This window comes from Klebsiella terrigena, from assembly GCF_012029655.1.
In the GTDB taxonomy this organism is placed as follows: Bacteria; Pseudomonadota; Gammaproteobacteria; order Enterobacterales; family Enterobacteriaceae; genus Klebsiella; species Klebsiella terrigena.
Window position 1 is genome coordinate 1,150,657 of record NZ_CP050508.1, and the last position, 17,054, is coordinate 1,167,710.

Consider the following 17,054-nt stretch of genomic DNA (forward strand, 5'->3'; position numbering starts at 1 on the left):
TCAAAAATTATGTTCAGGCGTGCGATGCTTCGGCCGTCGCCTGGCGCTGTCGGGCATCGGCGGCGGCATCTTCCACCGGGATATCCTCAAAGCCGAGCAGCAGGGTCAGCACAAACGACAGCACCACCGCCAGCGCCATCACGCCGAAGACCCAGACGAGGGTCATCGGATTCGCCGGATCGAAGAACTGGACGCTGGTAAACAGCCCCGGTGCCGCCATTGAGTGGCTGGCAAGGCCGGCGATACCGGCTACCGCGCCGCAGATAAAGCCGCTGATCAGGCTGGCGATCAGCGGGCGTTTAAGCCGTATTGCGACCCCGTACAGCGCCGGCTCGGAGATCCCGGCCAGAATAGCCGAGGCTGCCGCCGCCAGCGCCGTCTGGCGCAGCTCCGGGTTTTTCGTTTTCCACGCCACCGCCAGCGACGAGCCGCCCAGCGACAGGTTGGCGCCGATTTCTGACGGCATCACCATCCCCTCTTTGCCGGTTTCGGCAATGGTCTGAATGATAGTCGGCGTAAAGACGCGGTGCATCCCGGTCATCACCAGCAGCGGCCACAGGGCGCCCATAATCGCCACCGACAGCCAGCCGAGGTAGTGGTGTACGGTGTAAACCAGCGCCGAGATGGCGCTGCCGATCCAGATCCCGAGCGGGCCGATCAGCAGAATGGCCAGCGGCGCGGCGATCAGCACGATCAGCATCGGCTTAAGGAAGTTTTTCGTCACCGCCGGGGTGATCCTGTCGACCCAGCGCTCGATATAGGAGAGGCACCAGGTCATCACCAGCGCCGGGATCACGGTGTAGGTATATTTCACCGCGGTGACCGGAATAAAGGCGAACTCGACGTGTTCGCCCTGAGCGGCCTTAGCCATCAGCTCGATAAAGCTCGGGTGCACCAGCACCCCGGCAATGGCAATTGCCAGCGACATATTGGTTTTGAATTTGACCGCCGCGGAGGCGGCCACCATCAGCGGCAGGAAGAAGAAGGCGCCGTCGCCAATCACCGTCAGGATGGTGAGCGTCGGCGCGCCTTTCGGCAGGACGCCGCTCATCTCGAGGATCATCGCCAGCAGCTTGACCATCGATCCGCCGATAATCGCCGGGATCAGCGGCGACATGGTGCCGATCAGCGCATCGAGGATCCCGGCACCGACCCGCCTGAAGGTCAGCGGCGGCTTGCCCACGGGCTCCGCCGGGCGCATCTCACCCGGCAGCAGGCTCACGACTTCGCGGTAGGCCTGGGAGACGGTGTTGCCGACGATCACCTGGCACTGGTTATCGCTGCGCACGACGCCCAGTACGCCTTTCAGCCCTTTTAGGGTCGCGCTATCCACCCGCTCGTTGTCTTTGACCACGAAACGAAGGCGGGTCATGCAGTGGGTGACGGCGGTGACGTTATCAACGCCGCCAATCGCCGAGACGATCTGCTGTGCCAGGGCTGCATAATTTTTAGACATCGGATTTTATCCTGTTTATCAATGGGGTACTGGCTTTTCACCGCGCCGCAAAGCGGCAGGGCAGCGTGCATAGGTAGGAAACCGGTTCCACAAAATCATGATGAGTTTCACCTTCGCAAACAAGATCTAAAAAAATCATATTTCCGTTTTGTGATTTTGATCGGCTTATACCGCAGAAAAGAATCTGCCCGGCGCGCGCGTCAAGGCTGTAAAACGGCAGGGCGTGCAGTACACTGCGGGCATCTTTTGCAACAGGAAGAACAACATGGCAACGATGCTGGAGGTCGCTAAGCGCGCAGGGGTGTCGAAGGCGACGGTTTCGCGGGTGCTATCGGGCAACGGCTACGTCAGCCAGGAGACGAAAGATCGCGTGTTCCAGGCCGTTGCCGAAAGCGGCTACCGGCCGAACCTGCTGGCGCGCAATCTGGCTACCAAAAAGAGCCAGACCCTGGGGCTGGTGGTCACCAATACCCTCTATCACGGGGTTTACTTCAGCGAGCTGCTGTTTCAGGTCGCGCGGATGACCGAAGACAAGGGGCGTCAGCTGATCCTCGCCGACGGCAAGCACAGCGCCGACGAGGAGCGGGAGGCGATTCAGTACCTCCTCGACCTGCGCTGCGACGCGATTATTATCTACCCGCGCTTTCTGAGCGTCGATGAAATGGACGCCATCGTTGAGCAGCACGAAAGGCCGATCATGGTGCTTAACCGCCGCCTGCGGCGCAACGCCAGCCACTGCGTCTGGTCCGATCAAAAAGCCTCGGCCCTGGCCGCGGTACGCCAGCTCATCGCCCGCGGCCACCGCGAAATTGCCTTTATCACCGGCTCGCTGGATTCGCCGACCGGCATCGAGCGTCTCGCCGGCTACAAAGAGGCGCTGGCCCAGCACGATATCGCGCTCAACGACGCGCTGATCGTGAAGGGCAAATGGACGCCGGAAACCGGTGCGGCCGGGGTTGAGACGCTGCGTCAGCGCGGCGTTAGCTACAGCGCGCTGGTGGCGAGCAACGACGATATGGCGATTGGTGCGATGAAGCAGCTGCATCTGCACGGCGTGAAGGTGCCGGAGCAGGTCTCGGTGATTGGCTTCGATGACATCGTGCTGGCGCCCTATATGATCCCGGCGCTGTCCAGCGTCAAAATTCCGGTGACGGAGATGATCAAAGAGAGCATTAACCGGCTGATTTTTATGCTCGACGGCGGCGATCTAAAATTCCAGCAAACCTTCCCCGGCGAGCTGATTGAGCGCGATTCTCTTACCGCTGGCCCCGGCGTCTGAGATCGTCATCTGTCATCGTCACATCTGACGATGACAGAGACCAGCTAATTAATTCCTTTTACTATCAATGCGATAAAAACTGGAACGTATTATGCATACTCCGGCGCGTAACCTTCTTACTGCTGGAGAAATGGATGAACCGTTTCATTATTGCCGACGCGAGCAAATGCATCGGCTGTCGCACCTGCGAAGTCGCCTGCGTGGTCTCTCATCAGGCCAATCAGGACTGCGCCGCGCTGACGCCAAAATCTTTTTTACCGCGTATCCATGTGATCAAGGGCGTCAACGTGTCGACGGCCACCGCCTGTCGTCAGTGTGAAGACGCGCCCTGCGCTAACGTCTGCCCGAACGGGGCCATCAGCCGCGATAAGGGCTTTGTCCACGTGATGCAGGAGCGCTGCATTGGCTGCAAAACCTGCGTCGTGGCCTGCCCGTACGGGGCGATGGAAGTGGTGGTGCGTCCGGTGATCCGCAATAGCGGCGCGGGCCTGAACGTGACGGCGGAAAAAGCCGAAGCCAATAAGTGCGACCTTTGTCATCATCGCGAAGAGGGGCCGGCCTGTATGGACGTCTGCCCGACGCACGCGCTTATCTGCGTTGACCGCAACAAGCTCGAGCAGATGAATATTGAAAAACGTCGTCGTACGGCGCTGGCCTGGTAGGACGATAGCGGCATGAACGGGGTGGAAATCCGCATCCGCGGCAAGGTGCAGGGGGTGGGATTTCGCCCCTTCGTCTGGCAGCTGGCGCAGCGCTTAGGGCGCCTCGGCGACGTGTGCAACGACGGCGACGGCGTGCTGGTGCGCCTGCTGGGCGACGAGGCGGAGTTTATCCCCGCGCTGGCTCGCCACTGTCCGCCGCTGGCGCGAATCGACAGCGCGCGGGCCGCGCCGTTTGTCTGGCAGGCCCTGCCGGAGGCGTTCACCATCCGCCGGAGCGCAGGCGAAACCATGCGCACGCAGATCGTTCCCGATGCCGCCACCTGTCCGGCGTGCCTGGCGGAGATGAACGATCCCGAGGAGCGCCGCTACCGCTACCCGTTTATCAACTGCACCCACTGCGGACCGCGCTTTACCATTATCCGCGCCATGCCCTACGACCGCCCGTTTACCGCGATGGCGCCGTTCCCGCTGTGCCCGTCCTGCGAAGCCGAATACCGCAATCCGGCCGACAGGCGCTTTCATGCCCAGCCGGTGGCCTGCGAATCGTGCGGGCCGCGGCTTGAGTGGCGCAGCGGGGAGGAGAGCTGCTACGGCGAGGCGGCGCTGCGGGCGGCAGCGGAGCGGATTGCTGCCGGACAGATTGTGGCAATTAAAGGGCTTGGCGGCTTCCATCTCGCCTGCGACGCCGGAAACGCGGGCGCCGTGGCGACTCTGCGCCAGCGTAAGCATCGCCCGGCTAAGCCGCTGGCGGTGATGCTGCCGACGGCGGAGGGATTGCCGGCCGAGGCGCTGGCGCTGCTGTCGTCGCCCGCCGCGCCGGTGGTGCTGGTGGATAAAACGCGGATCGACGGCCTGTGCGACGATATCGCGCCGGGGCTGGCGGAGGCGGGCGTTATGCTGGCGTCGAACCCGCTCCAGCACCTGGTGCTACAGGCGCTGGCGCGCCCGGTGGTGATGACCTCCGGCAATCTCAGCGGGCGCCCTCCGGCGCTGACTAACGAGCGGGCGCTGGCGGATTTAGCCGGGATTGCCGACGGATTTTTGCTGCATAACCGCGATATCGTGCAGCGGATGGATGATTCCGTGGTGCGGCAAAGCGGGGAGATGCTGCGCCGTTCGCGCGGCTACGTGCCGGACGCGCTGCCGCTGCCACCGGGGTTTCACGACCTCCCGCCGCTGCTGTGCCTCGGCGCGGATATGAAAAATACCTTCTGCCTGGTGCGCGGCGGTGAAGCGGTGCTGAGCCAGCATTTTGGCGACCTCGGCGATGAGGGCGTGGAGGCGCAGTGGCGCGAAGCGCTGCGCCTGATGCAGGAGATTTACGCCTTTACCCCGCAGGGGATCGTGGCCGATGCGCATCCGGGCTACCGTTCGGCGAAGTGGGCGGCGTCGATGCCGCTGCCGACCGAGCGGGTGCTGCACCACCACGCCCACGCCGCCGCCTGCCTGGCGGAGCACGGCTGGCCGCTGGCGGCCGGGGACGTCATCGCCCTGGTGCTGGACGGTATCGGCATGGGGGAGGACGGCGCGCTGTGGGGCGGCGAATGCCTGCGGGTGAACTACCTCAAGTGCGAGCATCTGGCGGGTCTGCCGGCGGTGGCGCTCCCCGGCGGCGATCTGGCGGCGCGTCAGCCGTGGCGCAACCTGCTGGCCCACTGCCTGGCCTTTGTGCCGGAGTGGCAAAACTATCCTGAAACCGAGCCTCTGCTCCGGCAGGCGTGGCCGCTGGTCGCCCGCGCCGTCGAGCGGGGAATTAATGCGCCTAAGGCTTCTTCCTGCGGGCGGCTGTTTGATGCCGTGGCCTGCGCGCTGGGCTGCGCGCCGACCACGCTGAGCTACGAAGGGGAAGCGGCCTGCCGGCTGGAGGCGCTGGCGGCGACCTGCGAGGGTGTCGACCATCCGGTTAGCCTGCCGTGGCGCGACGGCCAGCTGGATCTCGCCACCTTCTGGCGCTTGTGGCTAGGCTGGCAGGCGCAGCCGGCGCACAAGGCCTGGGCCTTTCACGATGCGCTGGCTCGCGGGCTGGCGGCAATGGTGCGCGACCACGCCGCCAGGCGCGGCATCTCTACGCTGGTGTTTAGCGGCGGGGTGTTGCACAACCGGCTGCTGGTTTGCCGATTGACGTTTTATCTGGCGGATTTTACTCTGCTGTTTCCGCATCAGCTGCCTGCCGGTGATGGAGCCATCGCGTTTGGTCAGGCGGCGGTCGCCGCCGCCCGCTGGCAGGCTCACAGGACACCCTCATGATAGTGACGATTTTACGCCAGCAGCCGCGCGCCGCAGCGCTGGTGCTGGGGCTTATTGTGGCCAACCTGGTCGCCTGGGTCTGGGCGTGGCAGGCCTTTGGCGACAGCGGCGCGCTGATGGCCGCCAGCCTGCTGGCCTGGGGATACGGCCTGCGTCATGCGGTCGATGCCGATCATATTGCGGCGATTGATAGCGTGACGCGCAAGATGATGCAGCAGGGGCAGCGTCCGTTCGGCGTGGGCGCCTGGTTCTCGCTGGGGCACTCGTCGATTGTGGTGCTGGCCTCCGCCGCCATTGCCGCCACCGCGACGGCGTTCGGCCAGCAGATGAGCTGGTTCCACGATACCGGCAGCGCGATCGGCACCGCCGTTTCGGCGCTGTTTCTGCTGCTGATGGCCTTTATCAATCTGTTTATTCTGCGCAGCGTCTGGCGTAGCTTTCAGGCGTGGAAGCGTGGGGAGAAGGTGAGCGATGAGGTGGCGGCGGGCGGCGGCATGATGAGCTGGCTGTTCGGCAAAACCTTCCGCCTGATTAGCCGCAGCTGGCAGATGTACCTGGTCGGCTTTCTGTTCGGCCTCGGGTTTGATACCGCGACCGAGATTGGCGTGCTGGGGATCTCCGCCGCCACCGCCTCGAGCGGCATCTCTATCTGGTCGATTATGGTCTTCCCGGCGCTGTTTGCCAGCGGCATGGCGCTGGTGGATACCCTCGATAACGTGCTGATGGTCGGCGCCTACGGCTGGGCGTTCAGCAAGCCACAGCGCAAGCTCTATTACAATATGACCATTACCGGGACTTCGGTGGTGGTGGCGCTGTTTATCGGCGGCATGGAGGCGCTGGGCCTGCTGATGGATAAGTTTGCGCTCAGCGGCGGGCCGTGGCGCTGGGTGGCGGCGCTGAACGATAATCTTGGCAACGCCGGCTTCGTAGTCATCGGGCTGTTTGTCGCCTGCTGGGTGCTGTCGGTGATTAACTATCGCTGGCGCGGATACGATAATCTGGCGCAGTAGGTCGGGGGATATCGTCCCGGCCGCCTGAGCCGGGATTTTACCTTAAGGGTCAGTCACGGCTTCGCTTCAGGCAATCATAGCGGGGATTCTCCCGCCGGATGACCGGCAGGTCACCGGTATCGTTAAGCGCACCGGGAAACGTCTTGATCCACAAGTCCATTTTCTTCTTGCTGAAATGAGCCGCGCTTAACCCTTCGGCACAACCGAACAGCTCCCGGCTGTTCTGGGCGGTGATCACAATGCAATCTGGCATCACTCTGATTCTTACCGGCATACCCGACGTAAATCCGGCCTGCGACAGCCAGTCACCCTGGAGCGGGATATAGTCATGCCGCATACGGTCATAAAACTCCGTGCGGTCAAGCGGTAGTGGTGACTCCGTTGTGGATTTATTCTGCAAGTGCTTAACGGATTTTTTACGTTCCAGCTCGCAATTTTTACCACTCGTTTCTGATTCATCAGAATCTATTTTGGCAATAGCACTTTCTGGCTTAAAATTCTGCTCAGCCATATTCAACTCCTGTTTAGTTGTCTGTGGTTAGCGGTGTGGAAGTGCTGGTTACACTTTCATACCGCGCTCTTTAAAAATCTTCCTGCTTATTCCATCCTGCCATCCTTCCGTTATGACAGGTGAGGGTTTTATCTGAGTTTATTTATTATACTGCACTGAATAAAAACACAGTGTATATATCATGGACAACATTGATTAATGCGAAGGGGATTCAGGAAAGAATATAAAATCATGCAACGTTGCATTATTAATAAGAGTACACGGGGGTTTTGTCATGGGGAGCGGGATTGAGGGTATCTATCCAATGCCTTTCGCAAGAACGGCGGGCTGCCGAATGCTTCCTTCCATGCCGTGGACACTGGGGCGAGCCAGAGTACAGGCAACAAGGTGAACGGTAACGCTAAAGGGCTGGTATGAGCGAGGAGCGGAAGCTTGCCCATGGTTGTAACACTCACATTATCATGCAGGAATCAACTGGGAGCAGATCACAATCACCGCCACTTACCCCGAAAAATTTCCATTATTTAGCATGTCCACTGTTCTACAGGATAAATGTATGCTTATAGGACTAGCCATCTCAACTTCGCAACATTGCAAAATAAATTAAAAGAAACATAGTGTAGTGTTTCCTTGAGTTCATATATTTCCCCCAAACGCATAATTCGGCCTTGAAGCCGTAGATAATATCTTGCTATTGGATTGTGGTCCTGAATATCTTTGCATGCTTCAATTGTCCTTTCATGAAGGAAACTAAGATTTTCAGAAACATTTCCATCTTCATTATTAAGCTCAACTGCTTGTCTAAGCATTAAATTGAATGGAACATCGTCTATGAACTCAGGTGTCGAATGCGCAACACCCCTTGTGCCTGGTTGATAGTAGTTCCACTGTTTATGATTATGTAATCGTTCAACCTTGACAAAATTAGTATTTTCCATTACCAACTGACTCTCAGTAAACTCATAAAGTTCATCTAGAGAATGAAATGCAGGTGAAGCGTATACAACAAGAGCCTTTCTGCGCAAATTTCGTGATACTTTTTCAAGAATTTCTTGCTGATGTACTGTTATATCAAATCGCCAAAACTTGGTAGAAAAACCATGGCCTTTAAGGAGAGGTGATGGTCTATTCATTGGGGTCGGACGCTTTGCTTGGATCAATAAATTTGTGCTGAAAGTGGGTAATTTACGTTTTCTTCTAAGCTGACGCCACATGAATCCCCATCTAAGATCTTCAAGTATTACACCCTTTGGAACATCATGAAAACCAAACAAATCCCAAAATAAAGGATGTTCAGCCTCTAGTGCTGCATCAATTCCAAATTTTCCTTCAAATACTTGTCCGGGAGTAGCAATTCGATGACTTCCAAACCTTAACTCGTTGTATAAAGGAGCCTCAAAATCTTTCTCTTCAAATTCTGTTTTCATAAATTTCTATAGATCCATCATGCTAGATTCATACTTCCTCATTATCTGTCGCTTTATCCGCAACTCAGATACCAATGACTTGAAGTTGAGTTTTTCCTATTTTTACACATGTGAAAATCCATAATTAGAATATACACATACCATAAGTAAATAGTGAATACATTTCAGCTCAGCGAAGTTAGAAGCGTATACTCTCGATACTAACTTCGCATTGCGCTACCAATTGATAAAATCAGTGATGTTATCCAACCTTGTTACAGTAACTGCCCGTCCCAACAAATTTCGCCAGTGTATCTCACGGGCGTTTTGTTCACCTGCACCGCTCCACTCAATTACTCTTAAAGGCTTAGAGGTTAGGTAAGGTCGAATAAGCATGTTTAGGTGAATATCGAGACCAGAATAACCAAACAGTATTATTTCTTCTGATTCAAATAATGCAAACTGCAAATAATCCCAGTACGTAGAAAGAACATTAGATGCTGCTATAACTGACGGTTTTCTTTTTATATGAGTTAACACTATATGTTCGCTAGGTTCATCTCTGTCAACCGTAAGTTGAGAGCGTGAAAGTTTAAAAACATTTTCACCCTGATTAATAAATAGTGGTGAGCCATGCAAATGCAAATAATAACCAAACCTACGATCATATTTCCGTTCGAGCGCTGCAGAGGAAAATCCGTGACCTAACATCCCATCAACTAAATACCCATCATACCCGCTGAATATATCATTATCTATGAATGAGTTGTATAATAATTTGTCATAGTTTAATGTCGCAATATGAGTGCGTGTGGTTTTTACAAATTCCACAAGCGCATTTTTGAATCTTTGCGGCAAATCTTCATCGTAATTATGCAACCTAGTTGCAACTTTGTGGATATAAGTGGCGGTGATTTCGGGGAAATTTAGTCCATCTTCAGTAAGCCAATGCACGTTTCCTTCTCCAATTTGAGCAAGAGCTTTGCAATATGTGATAGCTTGGTGAAGGGTATCCAACTCATGTTCCCCTGCTGGTGGACCTTGCCGCTGAAGACAACGCTCCACAAGTTGCTTGTGAGTATCGGTTAAAAAATTGGGGCGATGCCAAATTTCTGCCAACGCCCTGTCTAAGGAGAAGTGAGCAGGATCTAAAGCCATGCCGAGACCGTTGCCGAATATTATTAATTTTCGTGCCATATAGGGGGACTCATGTTGGAATAACCTTGGATAGCGTAACGCGATACGCTGCAGTTTGGGAGCAATATACATTCCGTTTGATTACACTCGATATTACAGACTTGCATGCAAAGAAATCCAAGCTGTTAGGTAAACAGAGGCCGCAGCGGCAAAATAATCTAGATATAGCCTATAAAAACCAACAAGTAGCGGCATGTCACCTATGACTTCCACTTTACCAAAATAGTGCTTATCTAGTAATAATTCAATGATGTATTGCACAGTATTTAATGTGGATTGATATAGATAAGTATTTGTCTCAATTGATTAACAAATCTTGAACCTCAAAATGTCTGCTTCTGGCACTCAGGGGACCTACACAACGGTACCCACCACGGCCCACCTGGGCAGTAAATGTGTCTGTCCAGCTTAACCTTCTTGTGGCATCTATCTCAGCAATACCTGAATTAGCTGAACGACGATATACACCGTCGCTGCCGCTTGTATGGCCCGGAACCCCCATCTGAGATAGCGCCATTGATGTCGTTCCCTGGCATCAGCGGCTTCAATAGCGGGGTCAGACGTTTTTCTTTTCCTGGTCCGGAATTCATCGATTACCCACAGGATGAGAATAACGATAATGAGGGTTTTCTGAAGAATGGGATTATCCACAAAGAGTGACTCCGGCCTGCTCGCTGATAAAAGCAGAATAGATAAAACCCTTTCACTTAACCACCACTAAATGTAGGGGTAAAGCTAATTTTCATCCTGAAGGATTTTGCGGTGATTCTGTCCGTGGCAGGGCTGGCATCCAGGCGAGCGTAAGCCTGCAGGGCACTTTTAACCTTTCACACACGTCTTTTGGCGTTAGCCCATTCACTTTGCGAAACCAGGGTGCAATGGACGCAATTGGTTGAGCATTGTTACCAGATAAACATGTCTCATAATAAGCGGGCCGCAGTCGTCGTTGGTTCTGACACATCCTTCGGGCTGTTAAACCAGGATTACAGTGATGAGAAAACAGCTTTTAAGCTGTTAAAGGAGGCTCGGATAATAAGCTGGCCTGGCTAAAGGCGCTCTGACAAACAAGCCCGATAGCCCGAAGGGAAGCAAGGGCGCAGATAGCATCCTGGCCGTATACGGTGGTGATGGTGTTGAGAGAGGGGCCGGATATACGAACGCAATATACCCCCGTTACACAACTCAAGAGAGGGGTTGTATAACGGGGGTAGCTATACACGGGCAAGGCGCTGACGTCGCGACCCGGGAAAGCGCTTAGCTCACCAGTTGCTTCAGCAGCGCAAAGGCCTCTTTCATCCGGTCTTCGCTGACCACAAAGGCGCGCAGCTGGTTTTCCGCATCCACGCCTTTAGCCACCAGGCCGTCGTTGGCGGCCACGATATTCCACGTTAGGTCTTCGCGCCGCGTATCCCCGGCCAGATGTAGCGGCAGATCCGGGGTTTTCACCTTCACCAGCATCGGCGGCAGCTTCAGCTCGCCCGGCTGTTCGAGCAGATTTTTGCTCAGGCACATGGCGCTGAGCAAAATAGGCTGCAGGAACGGCAGCACCATACCGTTAATTTCGGCGCAGTCGCCGAGGGCAAAAATTGCCGGATGGCTGCTGCGCAGGCGGCTATCGACCACCACGCCGCGGTTAATCTCAAGGCCTGCCCGACGCGCCAGGGCGGTTTCCGGGCGCAGGCCGGCGGCGGCAACCACCGCGTCCACGGTCACGCTGCGCTGGCGATCGACGGTTACGCGGATGCCGTCGGCGGTTTGCTCCAGCCCTTCGAGCTGGGTTTTCAGCATCAGGTGCACGCCCATATCGGTTAACCGATGCTGCAGGCGGCTGCTGGCCTCCGGCGGCATCAGCGCCGACAGCACGCTGGCGGAGTTATCGACCACCGTCACCGCTTTACCGGCGCGGCAGAAATCCATCGCCAGCTCGCAGCCGATCAGCCCACCGCCGACGATCAGCACGCGCCGCGCGTCGTGGAGCCGGGTTTGGGCGGCACCGTATTCCCGCTGGCTGTTGAGGGTGAGCATCAGCTCGCGGCCCGGTACCGGCGGAATAAAGGGCGCGGCGCCGGTGGCCAGCACCAGCTTGTCGTAGCGCCACTCGCGATCCTGGCTTTTGACCACTTTGCCCTCGGCGTCGATATCGCTCACCCAGGTATGCGGGAACAGGCGCAGATTATACTGTTCGGCAAACTCCCCGGCGGTTTGCAGGGTCAGATCGTCGGCGCTCTGACCGCGGCTGATGACGTGGCTGAGATCCGGTTTGTTGTACTCATCCATGCTGTCGGCGGCGATCAGCGTCAGCGGGATCTGCGGGTCCTGCTTACGAATATTTTTTACCAGCTGGCGGGCCGCGAAGCCCGAGCCGATGATGACGATGCCATCACTCATTTTGCCTCCGTTGCCAGAACGTCAAAGACATCTTTGCCGAGAGAGCACTCAGGGCACAGGAAGTTATCCGGCACGTCGCTCCACGGGGTGCCGGGCTGGACGTCCTGGTTCGGTTCGCCTTTCGCCGGATCGTAGATCCACTGGCACACGCTGCACTGCATTGACGGGCCGAGGTCGGCCGCCGCTGCCGCGGCGCAGTCGCTCTGTTCAGCCGACGCTTTTTTATCAGCGCTGGCCGGCAGCGGGGAGAGGGCCCACTGGCGGGCGATTTCGCGGCCGTGCTCGCGGCAAATTTCCAGCGCATCCAGGTCCGGGCGCCACTTCGCCTTCAGGCTCAGGGACATTTCAAAGCCGGCATCCTGCAGGCGGGTAGAGAGGCGGTCAACCGCGCCGCCGCTCCAGCCGTGGGAGCCAAAGGCGCTGGCGCGCTTGTTGCGAAAACGCAGGCCGGTCATCTCCTCCACCAGGCCGGCGATTTTCGGCATCATGACGTTGTTCATGGTCGAGGTGCCCACCAGCACGCCTTTTGAGCGGAAGACGTTGGTCAGTATTTCGTTTTTGTCGCTGCGGGCGACGTTAAAGATTTTCACCGCCACGCGCGGGTCGATGTCGGTGATGCCCTGGGCGATCGCGTCGGCCATCATGCGGGTGTTGTTGGACATGGTGTCGTAGAAAATGGTGATGCGGTCTTCCTGATAATCCGCCGCCCATTTCAGATACATTTCGACGATTTGCGTTGGGTTATCGCGCCATACCACGCCGTGGGAGGTGGCGATCATATCCACTGGCAGGTTGAATCCGAGGATTTCGGTAATTTTCGGCGTCACCAGGCGGCTGAACGGCGTCAGGATGTTGGCGTAGTAGCGCTGGCACTGCTCGAACAGTTCGGTCTGATCCACTTCGTCGTTGAACAGGTGCTCGTCGCAGTAGTGCTGGCCGAAGGCGTCGTTGCTGAACAGCACCGCGTCGCCGGTCATATAGGTCATCATGCTGTCCGGCCAGTGCAGCATCGGGGTTTCAACGAAGATCAGCTGCTTACCGTTGCCGAGGTCGAGGCTGTCGCCGGTTTTCACCACCTTAAAGTTCCACTCAGGGTGATGGTGGTGGCCGGTAATGGAGTCGATGGCGTTGGCGGTGCAGTAAATCGGGGTGTCCGGGATGCAGTTCATCAGCTCGGTCAGCGCCCCGGCGTGGTCCTCTTCCGCATGGTTAATCACGATGTAGTCGATATCGGCGAGGTCGATTTCGCTGCGCAGGTTCTGCACGAACTCGCGGCTGAATTTGTGATCCACGGTATCGATCAGGACGTTCTTTTCTTCGCGGATGAGATAGCTGTTGTAGCTGCTGCCGCGCAGCGTTTTATATTCGGTTCCGTGGAAATCGCGCACTTCCCAGTCGCGTTGGCCAACCCAATGAATGTTATTTTTAACCAGAATAGACATAGCAACCTCAATTAATTCAGCGTTTTCAAAATAGATGTTTTGCTTATATCAAGTTGCGTGCCAACTTTTTAATTGTTTGATTTTGTTCTGTTTATTATTTTTCGTTAAAAACATTGATGTCAAAATGACAATGGTTAAAATAGTCGTTATGACTATTGTGATTGTCAAAATGACAGTGAGGCAGCGATGAGCTTTTCCGTAGAGGCGCTGGCGAAAATCGCCATTGATTTGCAAAGCGATATCGGCCACGCCGACCGCTTCCCGCGCCTGATTGCCACCCTGCGGCAGATCCTCGGCTGCGATGCCTCGGCGCTGCTGCGCTATGAGGCGCACCAGTTTGTGCCGCTGGCGATCGATGGCCTCGCCCAGGACGTGCTCGGGCGGCGCTTTTCCCTCGAGGGGCATCCGCGTTTAGAGGCTATCGCCCGTGCCGGCGACGTGGTGCGCTTCCCGGCGGATAGCGACCTGCCGGACCCGTATGACGGGCTGATCCCCGGCCAGGAAAGCCTCAAGGTTCACGCCTGCGTTGGGCTGCCGCTGTTTGCCGGACAGACGCTGATCGGCGCGCTGACCCTCGACGGCATGGACGCCGACCGCTTTGACAGCTTCAGCGATGAGGAGCTGCGGCTGATTGCCGCGCTGGTGGCGGGGGCGCTCAACAATGCGCTGCTGATCGCCCGCCTGGAGAATCAGAACGTGCTGCCGGAGCCGAGCGCGAGCTACCCGGCCGCCGATCGTCAGGAGATTATTGGCCTTTCGGCGCCGATGCTGCAGCTGAAAAAGGAGATTGATATCGTCGCGGCATCGGATCTCAACGTGCTGATTGACGGTGAAACCGGCACCGGCAAGGAGCTGGTGGCGAAAGCCGTGCATCAGGGCTCGCCGCGCGCTGCCAATCCGCTGGTCTACCTCAACTGCGCGGCGCTGCCGGAAAGCGTGGCCGAGAGCGAGCTGTTCGGCCACGTCAAAGGGGCGTTTACCGGGGCTATCAGCAACCGCAGCGGCAAGTTTGAAATGGCCGATAACGGCACGCTGTTCCTCGATGAAATTGGCGAGCTGTCGCTGGCGCTGCAGGCGAAGCTGCTGCGCGTGCTGCAGTACGGCGACATTCAGCGCGTCGGGGACGATCGCAGCCTGCGGGTGGACGTGCGGGTGCTGGCGGCCACCAACCGCGACCTGCGCCAGGAGGTAGTAGAAGGGCGCTTTCGCGCCGATCTCTATCACCGGCTGAGCGTCTTTCCGCTGTCGGTGCCGGCGCTGCGCGAGCGGGACCAGGACGTGGTGCTGCTGGCGGGCTATTTCTGCGAGCAGTGCCGCCTGCGGATGGGGCTGGGGCAGGTGGTGTTAAGCAGCGCCGCGCGGGCAAGGCTGGGCGCCTGGCCGTGGCCGGGCAACGTCCGCGAGCTGGAGCATGCGATTCATCGCGCGGTGGTGCTGGCGCGGGCGACCCAGGCGGATGATGACATTGTGCTGGAGCCGCAGCACTTTCAGTTTGCCGGCGAAGCGCCAAACCTGCCGAGCGCCGCGCCGCTGGCGCCGACGCAGGCGATAAACCTGCGCGAGGCGACGGAGGCCTTCCAGCGCGAGGCGATTGCCCGGGCGCTGGCGGAGAATAACCGCAGCTGGGCGGCGGCTGCCCGGGCGCTGGCGCTGGACGTCGCCAACCTGCATCGGCTGGCGAAGCGTCTGGGGCTTAAAGAATCCCGGCCTGATAAAAGTTCTGCAGGTTAATCGCGCCGACCAGCTGGCCGCGCTCATCCACTACCGGAGCGGCGCTGATCTTGTGCTTCATCAGGCGCTCTTTGGCATCAACCGCGCGGCTTTGATCCTGCAGCGTCACGCCGTTGCGGGTCATCGCGCGGCTGACGGTATCCTCAAGGGTGCCGCCGCCCACCAGCCAGCGGCGCAGGTCGCCGTCGGTGAATACGCCCTCGACGCGGTTTTGCGCATCGCATACCGCCACCAGCCCCAGCCCGGTGCGGCTGAGTTCAAGCATGGCGCTCATTACGCTGGCGGTGACGTCAACGCGCGGCACGTCTTCGTCGCGACGCATCAGATGATGCACTTTATTCAGCAGCCGCGCGCCGAGCGCGCCGGCCGGATGCGAGCGGGCAAAATCTTCTTCATTGAAGCCGCGGGCCTGCATTACCGCCATCGCCAGGGCGTCGCCGAGCATCAGGGTGTTGACGGTGCTGGAGGTCGGGGCGAGGTGCATCGGGCAGGCCTCGCGCTCTACGGCAATGTCCAGCACCGCCCTGGCCGCCAGCGCCAGCGGGGATTTCGATTTGCCTGTCATCGCCAGCAGAGGAATCGATTTTTCTTCCAGCCGGGGCACGATCAGGTCGAGCTCCTTCGCCCCGCCGGAGTAGGAGATAAAGAGCATCACGTCGCGGCCGTCGAGCATCCCCAGATCGCCGTGCAGCGCCTCCGCCGGGTGGACAAAAAACGCCGGCGTGCCGGTGCTGGCAAAGGTCGCCGCCAGCTTTTTGCCGATATGGCCCGATTTGCCGATACCGGAAACAATCAGTTTGCCTTCGCAGTGGATGATGGTTTCCGCCGCGCGGATGAAGTCGTCGCCCAGGCGTTCAGGCAGGCGGCTCGCCTCCTGGAGCTCCAGCTGCAGGGTCTGGCGTCCGGCTTCTAACAGAAAGTTACTCATGATCTTCTCCAGTTATAATCACTTTGATGCCTTTTTCTTCCAGCGCCCGCTGGAAGGTCGGGTCGATACCGGCATCGGTAATCAGCATATCCACGCTTTCAAGGCCGCAGACGATGTTTGGGCTTTTGCGGCCAAACTTCGACGAGTCGGCCATCAGGATCACCTCCCTGGCGGCGTTGCACATCGCTTTGCTGACGGTATAAACCTCGTTGAAGGTGGTGACCCCGGCGTTCAGATCGATGCCGTCGGTCCCCATAAACAGCTTGTCGAAGCTGAACTGCTCGAAGGCATTCTCCGCCAGCTGTCCGTGAAAGGAGGCTGATTTTTTGCGAAAGGTGCCGCCGGGCATCAGGATCGTTTGTTCGTTATCGAGCTCAGAGAGGGCGTTGACGATATGCAGGCTGTTGGTCATGACGGTGATGTTATTAAAGCGGCTGAGCAGGGGGACCATCTGCAGCACCGTACTGCCGGCATCGAGGATAATCGAGTCGCCGTCGTGAATAAAACGCACGGCGGCTTCGGCGATACGCGCCTTCTTGGCGGTATTGATCAGCGTTTTATGATCGATAGGCGGGTCGCTTTCGTCTTTATTCAACACCACTCCGCCGTAGGTGCGAATGACGGTGCCGGCGTGTTCGAGGGTCACCAGATCCTTGCGGATCGTCGTGCCGGTAGTATCGAAGTGTTGCGCCAGCTCCTCGACCGAGCACTTACCCTGCGACTGCAGATGCTCAAGAATAGCTGCCTGTCGCTGACGTGGTTTCATAGCGGTTACATCCTGCGTTTAAAGTTTCGAT

The 17,054-nt window shown here is 57.6% G+C and carries 14 protein-coding genes; 5 read left to right on the top strand and 9 right to left on the bottom strand.

All coding sequences use genetic code 11. From position 1 onward, the window contains the following. Positions 1-13 precede the first annotated feature (13 nt). Positions 14-1,456: a PTS cellobiose/arbutin/salicin transporter subunit IIBC gene (ascF, locus tag HCK03_RS05505; protein ID WP_041146891.1), complete on the bottom strand. Its 1,443-nt coding sequence runs from the start codon at positions 1,454-1,456 to the stop codon at positions 14-16. 265 nt (positions 1,457-1,721) lie between these two features. On the opposite strand from ascF, the gene HCK03_RS05510 reads away from it, so the two are divergent. The 4 genes from HCK03_RS05510 to HCK03_RS05525 all read left to right on the top strand — a co-directional run bounded on the left by HCK03_RS05510 (position 1,722) and on the right by HCK03_RS05525 (position 6,654). Continuing rightward, a complete protein-coding gene (locus tag HCK03_RS05510; RefSeq protein WP_041146889.1) occupies positions 1,722-2,735 on the top strand; it encodes a LacI family DNA-binding transcriptional regulator in 1,014 nt (337 codons plus the stop codon). A gap of 134 nt (positions 2,736-2,869) precedes the next feature. Then, positions 2,870-3,397: an electron transport protein HydN gene (gene hydN / locus HCK03_RS05515; protein ID WP_041146888.1), complete on the top strand. Its 528-nt coding sequence runs from the start codon at positions 2,870-2,872 to the stop codon at positions 3,395-3,397. Positions 3,398-3,409: 12 nt separating this feature from the next. Next, positions 3,410-5,644, top strand: a complete 2,235-nt coding sequence (gene hypF, locus HCK03_RS05520; protein ID WP_167691245.1) for a carbamoyltransferase HypF — start codon at positions 3,410-3,412, stop codon at positions 5,642-5,644. Then, a complete protein-coding gene (locus tag HCK03_RS05525; protein ID WP_167691246.1) occupies positions 5,641-6,654 on the top strand; it encodes a HoxN/HupN/NixA family nickel/cobalt transporter in 1,014 nt (337 codons plus the stop codon). Before hypF ends, HCK03_RS05525 begins: the two co-directional genes overlap by 4 nt. A gap of 49 nt (positions 6,655-6,703) precedes the next feature. On the opposite strand, the gene HCK03_RS05530 is transcribed toward HCK03_RS05525, so the two are convergent. The 6 genes from HCK03_RS05530 to norV form a co-directional block, all read right to left on the bottom strand. Next, positions 6,704-7,165: a SymE family type I addiction module toxin gene (locus tag HCK03_RS05530; protein ID WP_167691247.1), complete on the bottom strand. Its 462-nt coding sequence runs from the start codon at positions 7,163-7,165 to the stop codon at positions 6,704-6,706. Between the two features lie 560 nt (positions 7,166-7,725). Next, positions 7,726-8,592, bottom strand: coding sequence for a hypothetical protein (locus tag HCK03_RS05535; protein ID WP_167691248.1), 867 nt, complete (start codon positions 8,590-8,592; stop codon positions 7,726-7,728). A 216-nt stretch (positions 8,593-8,808) separates the two neighbouring features. Continuing rightward, positions 8,809-9,768: a hypothetical protein gene (locus HCK03_RS05540; RefSeq protein ID WP_167691249.1), complete on the bottom strand. Its 960-nt coding sequence runs from the start codon at positions 9,766-9,768 to the stop codon at positions 8,809-8,811. 426 nt (positions 9,769-10,194) lie between these two features. Beyond that, on the bottom strand, positions 10,195-10,419 hold the full coding sequence (locus HCK03_RS26255) for a hypothetical protein (protein WP_123552111.1): 225 nt from the start codon (positions 10,417-10,419) through the stop codon (positions 10,195-10,197). A gap of 603 nt (positions 10,420-11,022) precedes the next feature. Then, complete coding sequence (gene norW / locus HCK03_RS05545; protein ID WP_076946050.1) at positions 11,023-12,156, bottom strand: NADH:flavorubredoxin reductase NorW; 1,134 nt, start codon at positions 12,154-12,156, stop codon at positions 11,023-11,025. Then, complete coding sequence (norV, locus tag HCK03_RS05550) at positions 12,153-13,598, bottom strand: anaerobic nitric oxide reductase flavorubredoxin (RefSeq protein ID WP_167691250.1); 1,446 nt, start codon at positions 13,596-13,598, stop codon at positions 12,153-12,155. The genes norW and norV overlap by 4 nt, the downstream gene beginning before the upstream one ends. 186 nt (positions 13,599-13,784) lie before the next feature. Between norV and norR the strand changes: the two genes are divergently transcribed. Then, a complete protein-coding gene (gene norR / locus HCK03_RS05555) occupies positions 13,785-15,329 on the top strand; it encodes a nitric oxide reductase transcriptional regulator NorR (RefSeq protein WP_167691251.1) in 1,545 nt (514 codons plus the stop codon). Here the strand turns inward: norR and gutQ are convergent. Together gutQ and srlR are read right to left on the bottom strand one after the other, a co-directional pair. Next, the gene (gene gutQ, locus HCK03_RS05560) at positions 15,292-16,257 is read right to left on the bottom strand and encodes an arabinose-5-phosphate isomerase GutQ (protein WP_041146878.1); all 966 of its coding nucleotides are present in this window, start codon (positions 16,255-16,257) and stop codon (positions 15,292-15,294) included. The genes norR and gutQ overlap by 38 nt on opposite strands. Then, on the bottom strand, positions 16,250-17,023 hold the full coding sequence (gene srlR, locus HCK03_RS05565) for a glucitol operon DNA-binding transcriptional repressor SrlR (protein ID WP_076946053.1): 774 nt from the start codon (positions 17,021-17,023) through the stop codon (positions 16,250-16,252). Before srlR ends, gutQ begins: the two co-directional genes overlap by 8 nt. Between the last annotated feature and the right edge of the window lie 31 nt (positions 17,024-17,054).

Coding starts and splice junctions, on each gene's coding strand:
- ascF (WP_041146891.1), bottom strand. CDS start 1,456: ATGTCTAAAAATTATGCAGCCCTGGCACAGCAGATCGTCTCGGCGATT.
- HCK03_RS05510 (WP_041146889.1), top strand. CDS start 1,722: ATGGCAACGATGCTGGAGGTCGCTAAGCGCGCAGGGGTGTCGAAGGCG.
- hydN (WP_041146888.1), top strand. CDS start 2,870: ATGAACCGTTTCATTATTGCCGACGCGAGCAAATGCATCGGCTGTCGC.
- hypF (WP_167691245.1), top strand. CDS start 3,410: ATGAACGGGGTGGAAATCCGCATCCGCGGCAAGGTGCAGGGGGTGGGA.
- HCK03_RS05525 (WP_167691246.1), top strand. CDS start 5,641: ATGATAGTGACGATTTTACGCCAGCAGCCGCGCGCCGCAGCGCTGGTG.
- HCK03_RS05530 (WP_167691247.1), bottom strand. CDS start 7,165: ATGGCTGAGCAGAATTTTAAGCCAGAAAGTGCTATTGCCAAAATAGAT.
- HCK03_RS05535 (WP_167691248.1), bottom strand. CDS start 8,592: ATGAAAACAGAATTTGAAGAGAAAGATTTTGAGGCTCCTTTATACAAC.
- HCK03_RS05540 (WP_167691249.1), bottom strand. CDS start 9,768: ATGGCACGAAAATTAATAATATTCGGCAACGGTCTCGGCATGGCTTTA.
- norW (WP_076946050.1), bottom strand. CDS start 12,156: ATGAGTGATGGCATCGTCATCATCGGCTCGGGCTTCGCGGCCCGCCAG.
- norV (WP_167691250.1), bottom strand. CDS start 13,598: ATGTCTATTCTGGTTAAAAATAACATTCATTGGGTTGGCCAACGCGAC.
- norR (WP_167691251.1), top strand. CDS start 13,785: ATGAGCTTTTCCGTAGAGGCGCTGGCGAAAATCGCCATTGATTTGCAA.
- gutQ (WP_041146878.1), bottom strand. CDS start 16,257: ATGAGTAACTTTCTGTTAGAAGCCGGACGCCAGACCCTGCAGCTGGAG.
- srlR (WP_076946053.1), bottom strand. CDS start 17,023: ATGAAACCACGTCAGCGACAGGCAGCTATTCTTGAGCATCTGCAGTCG.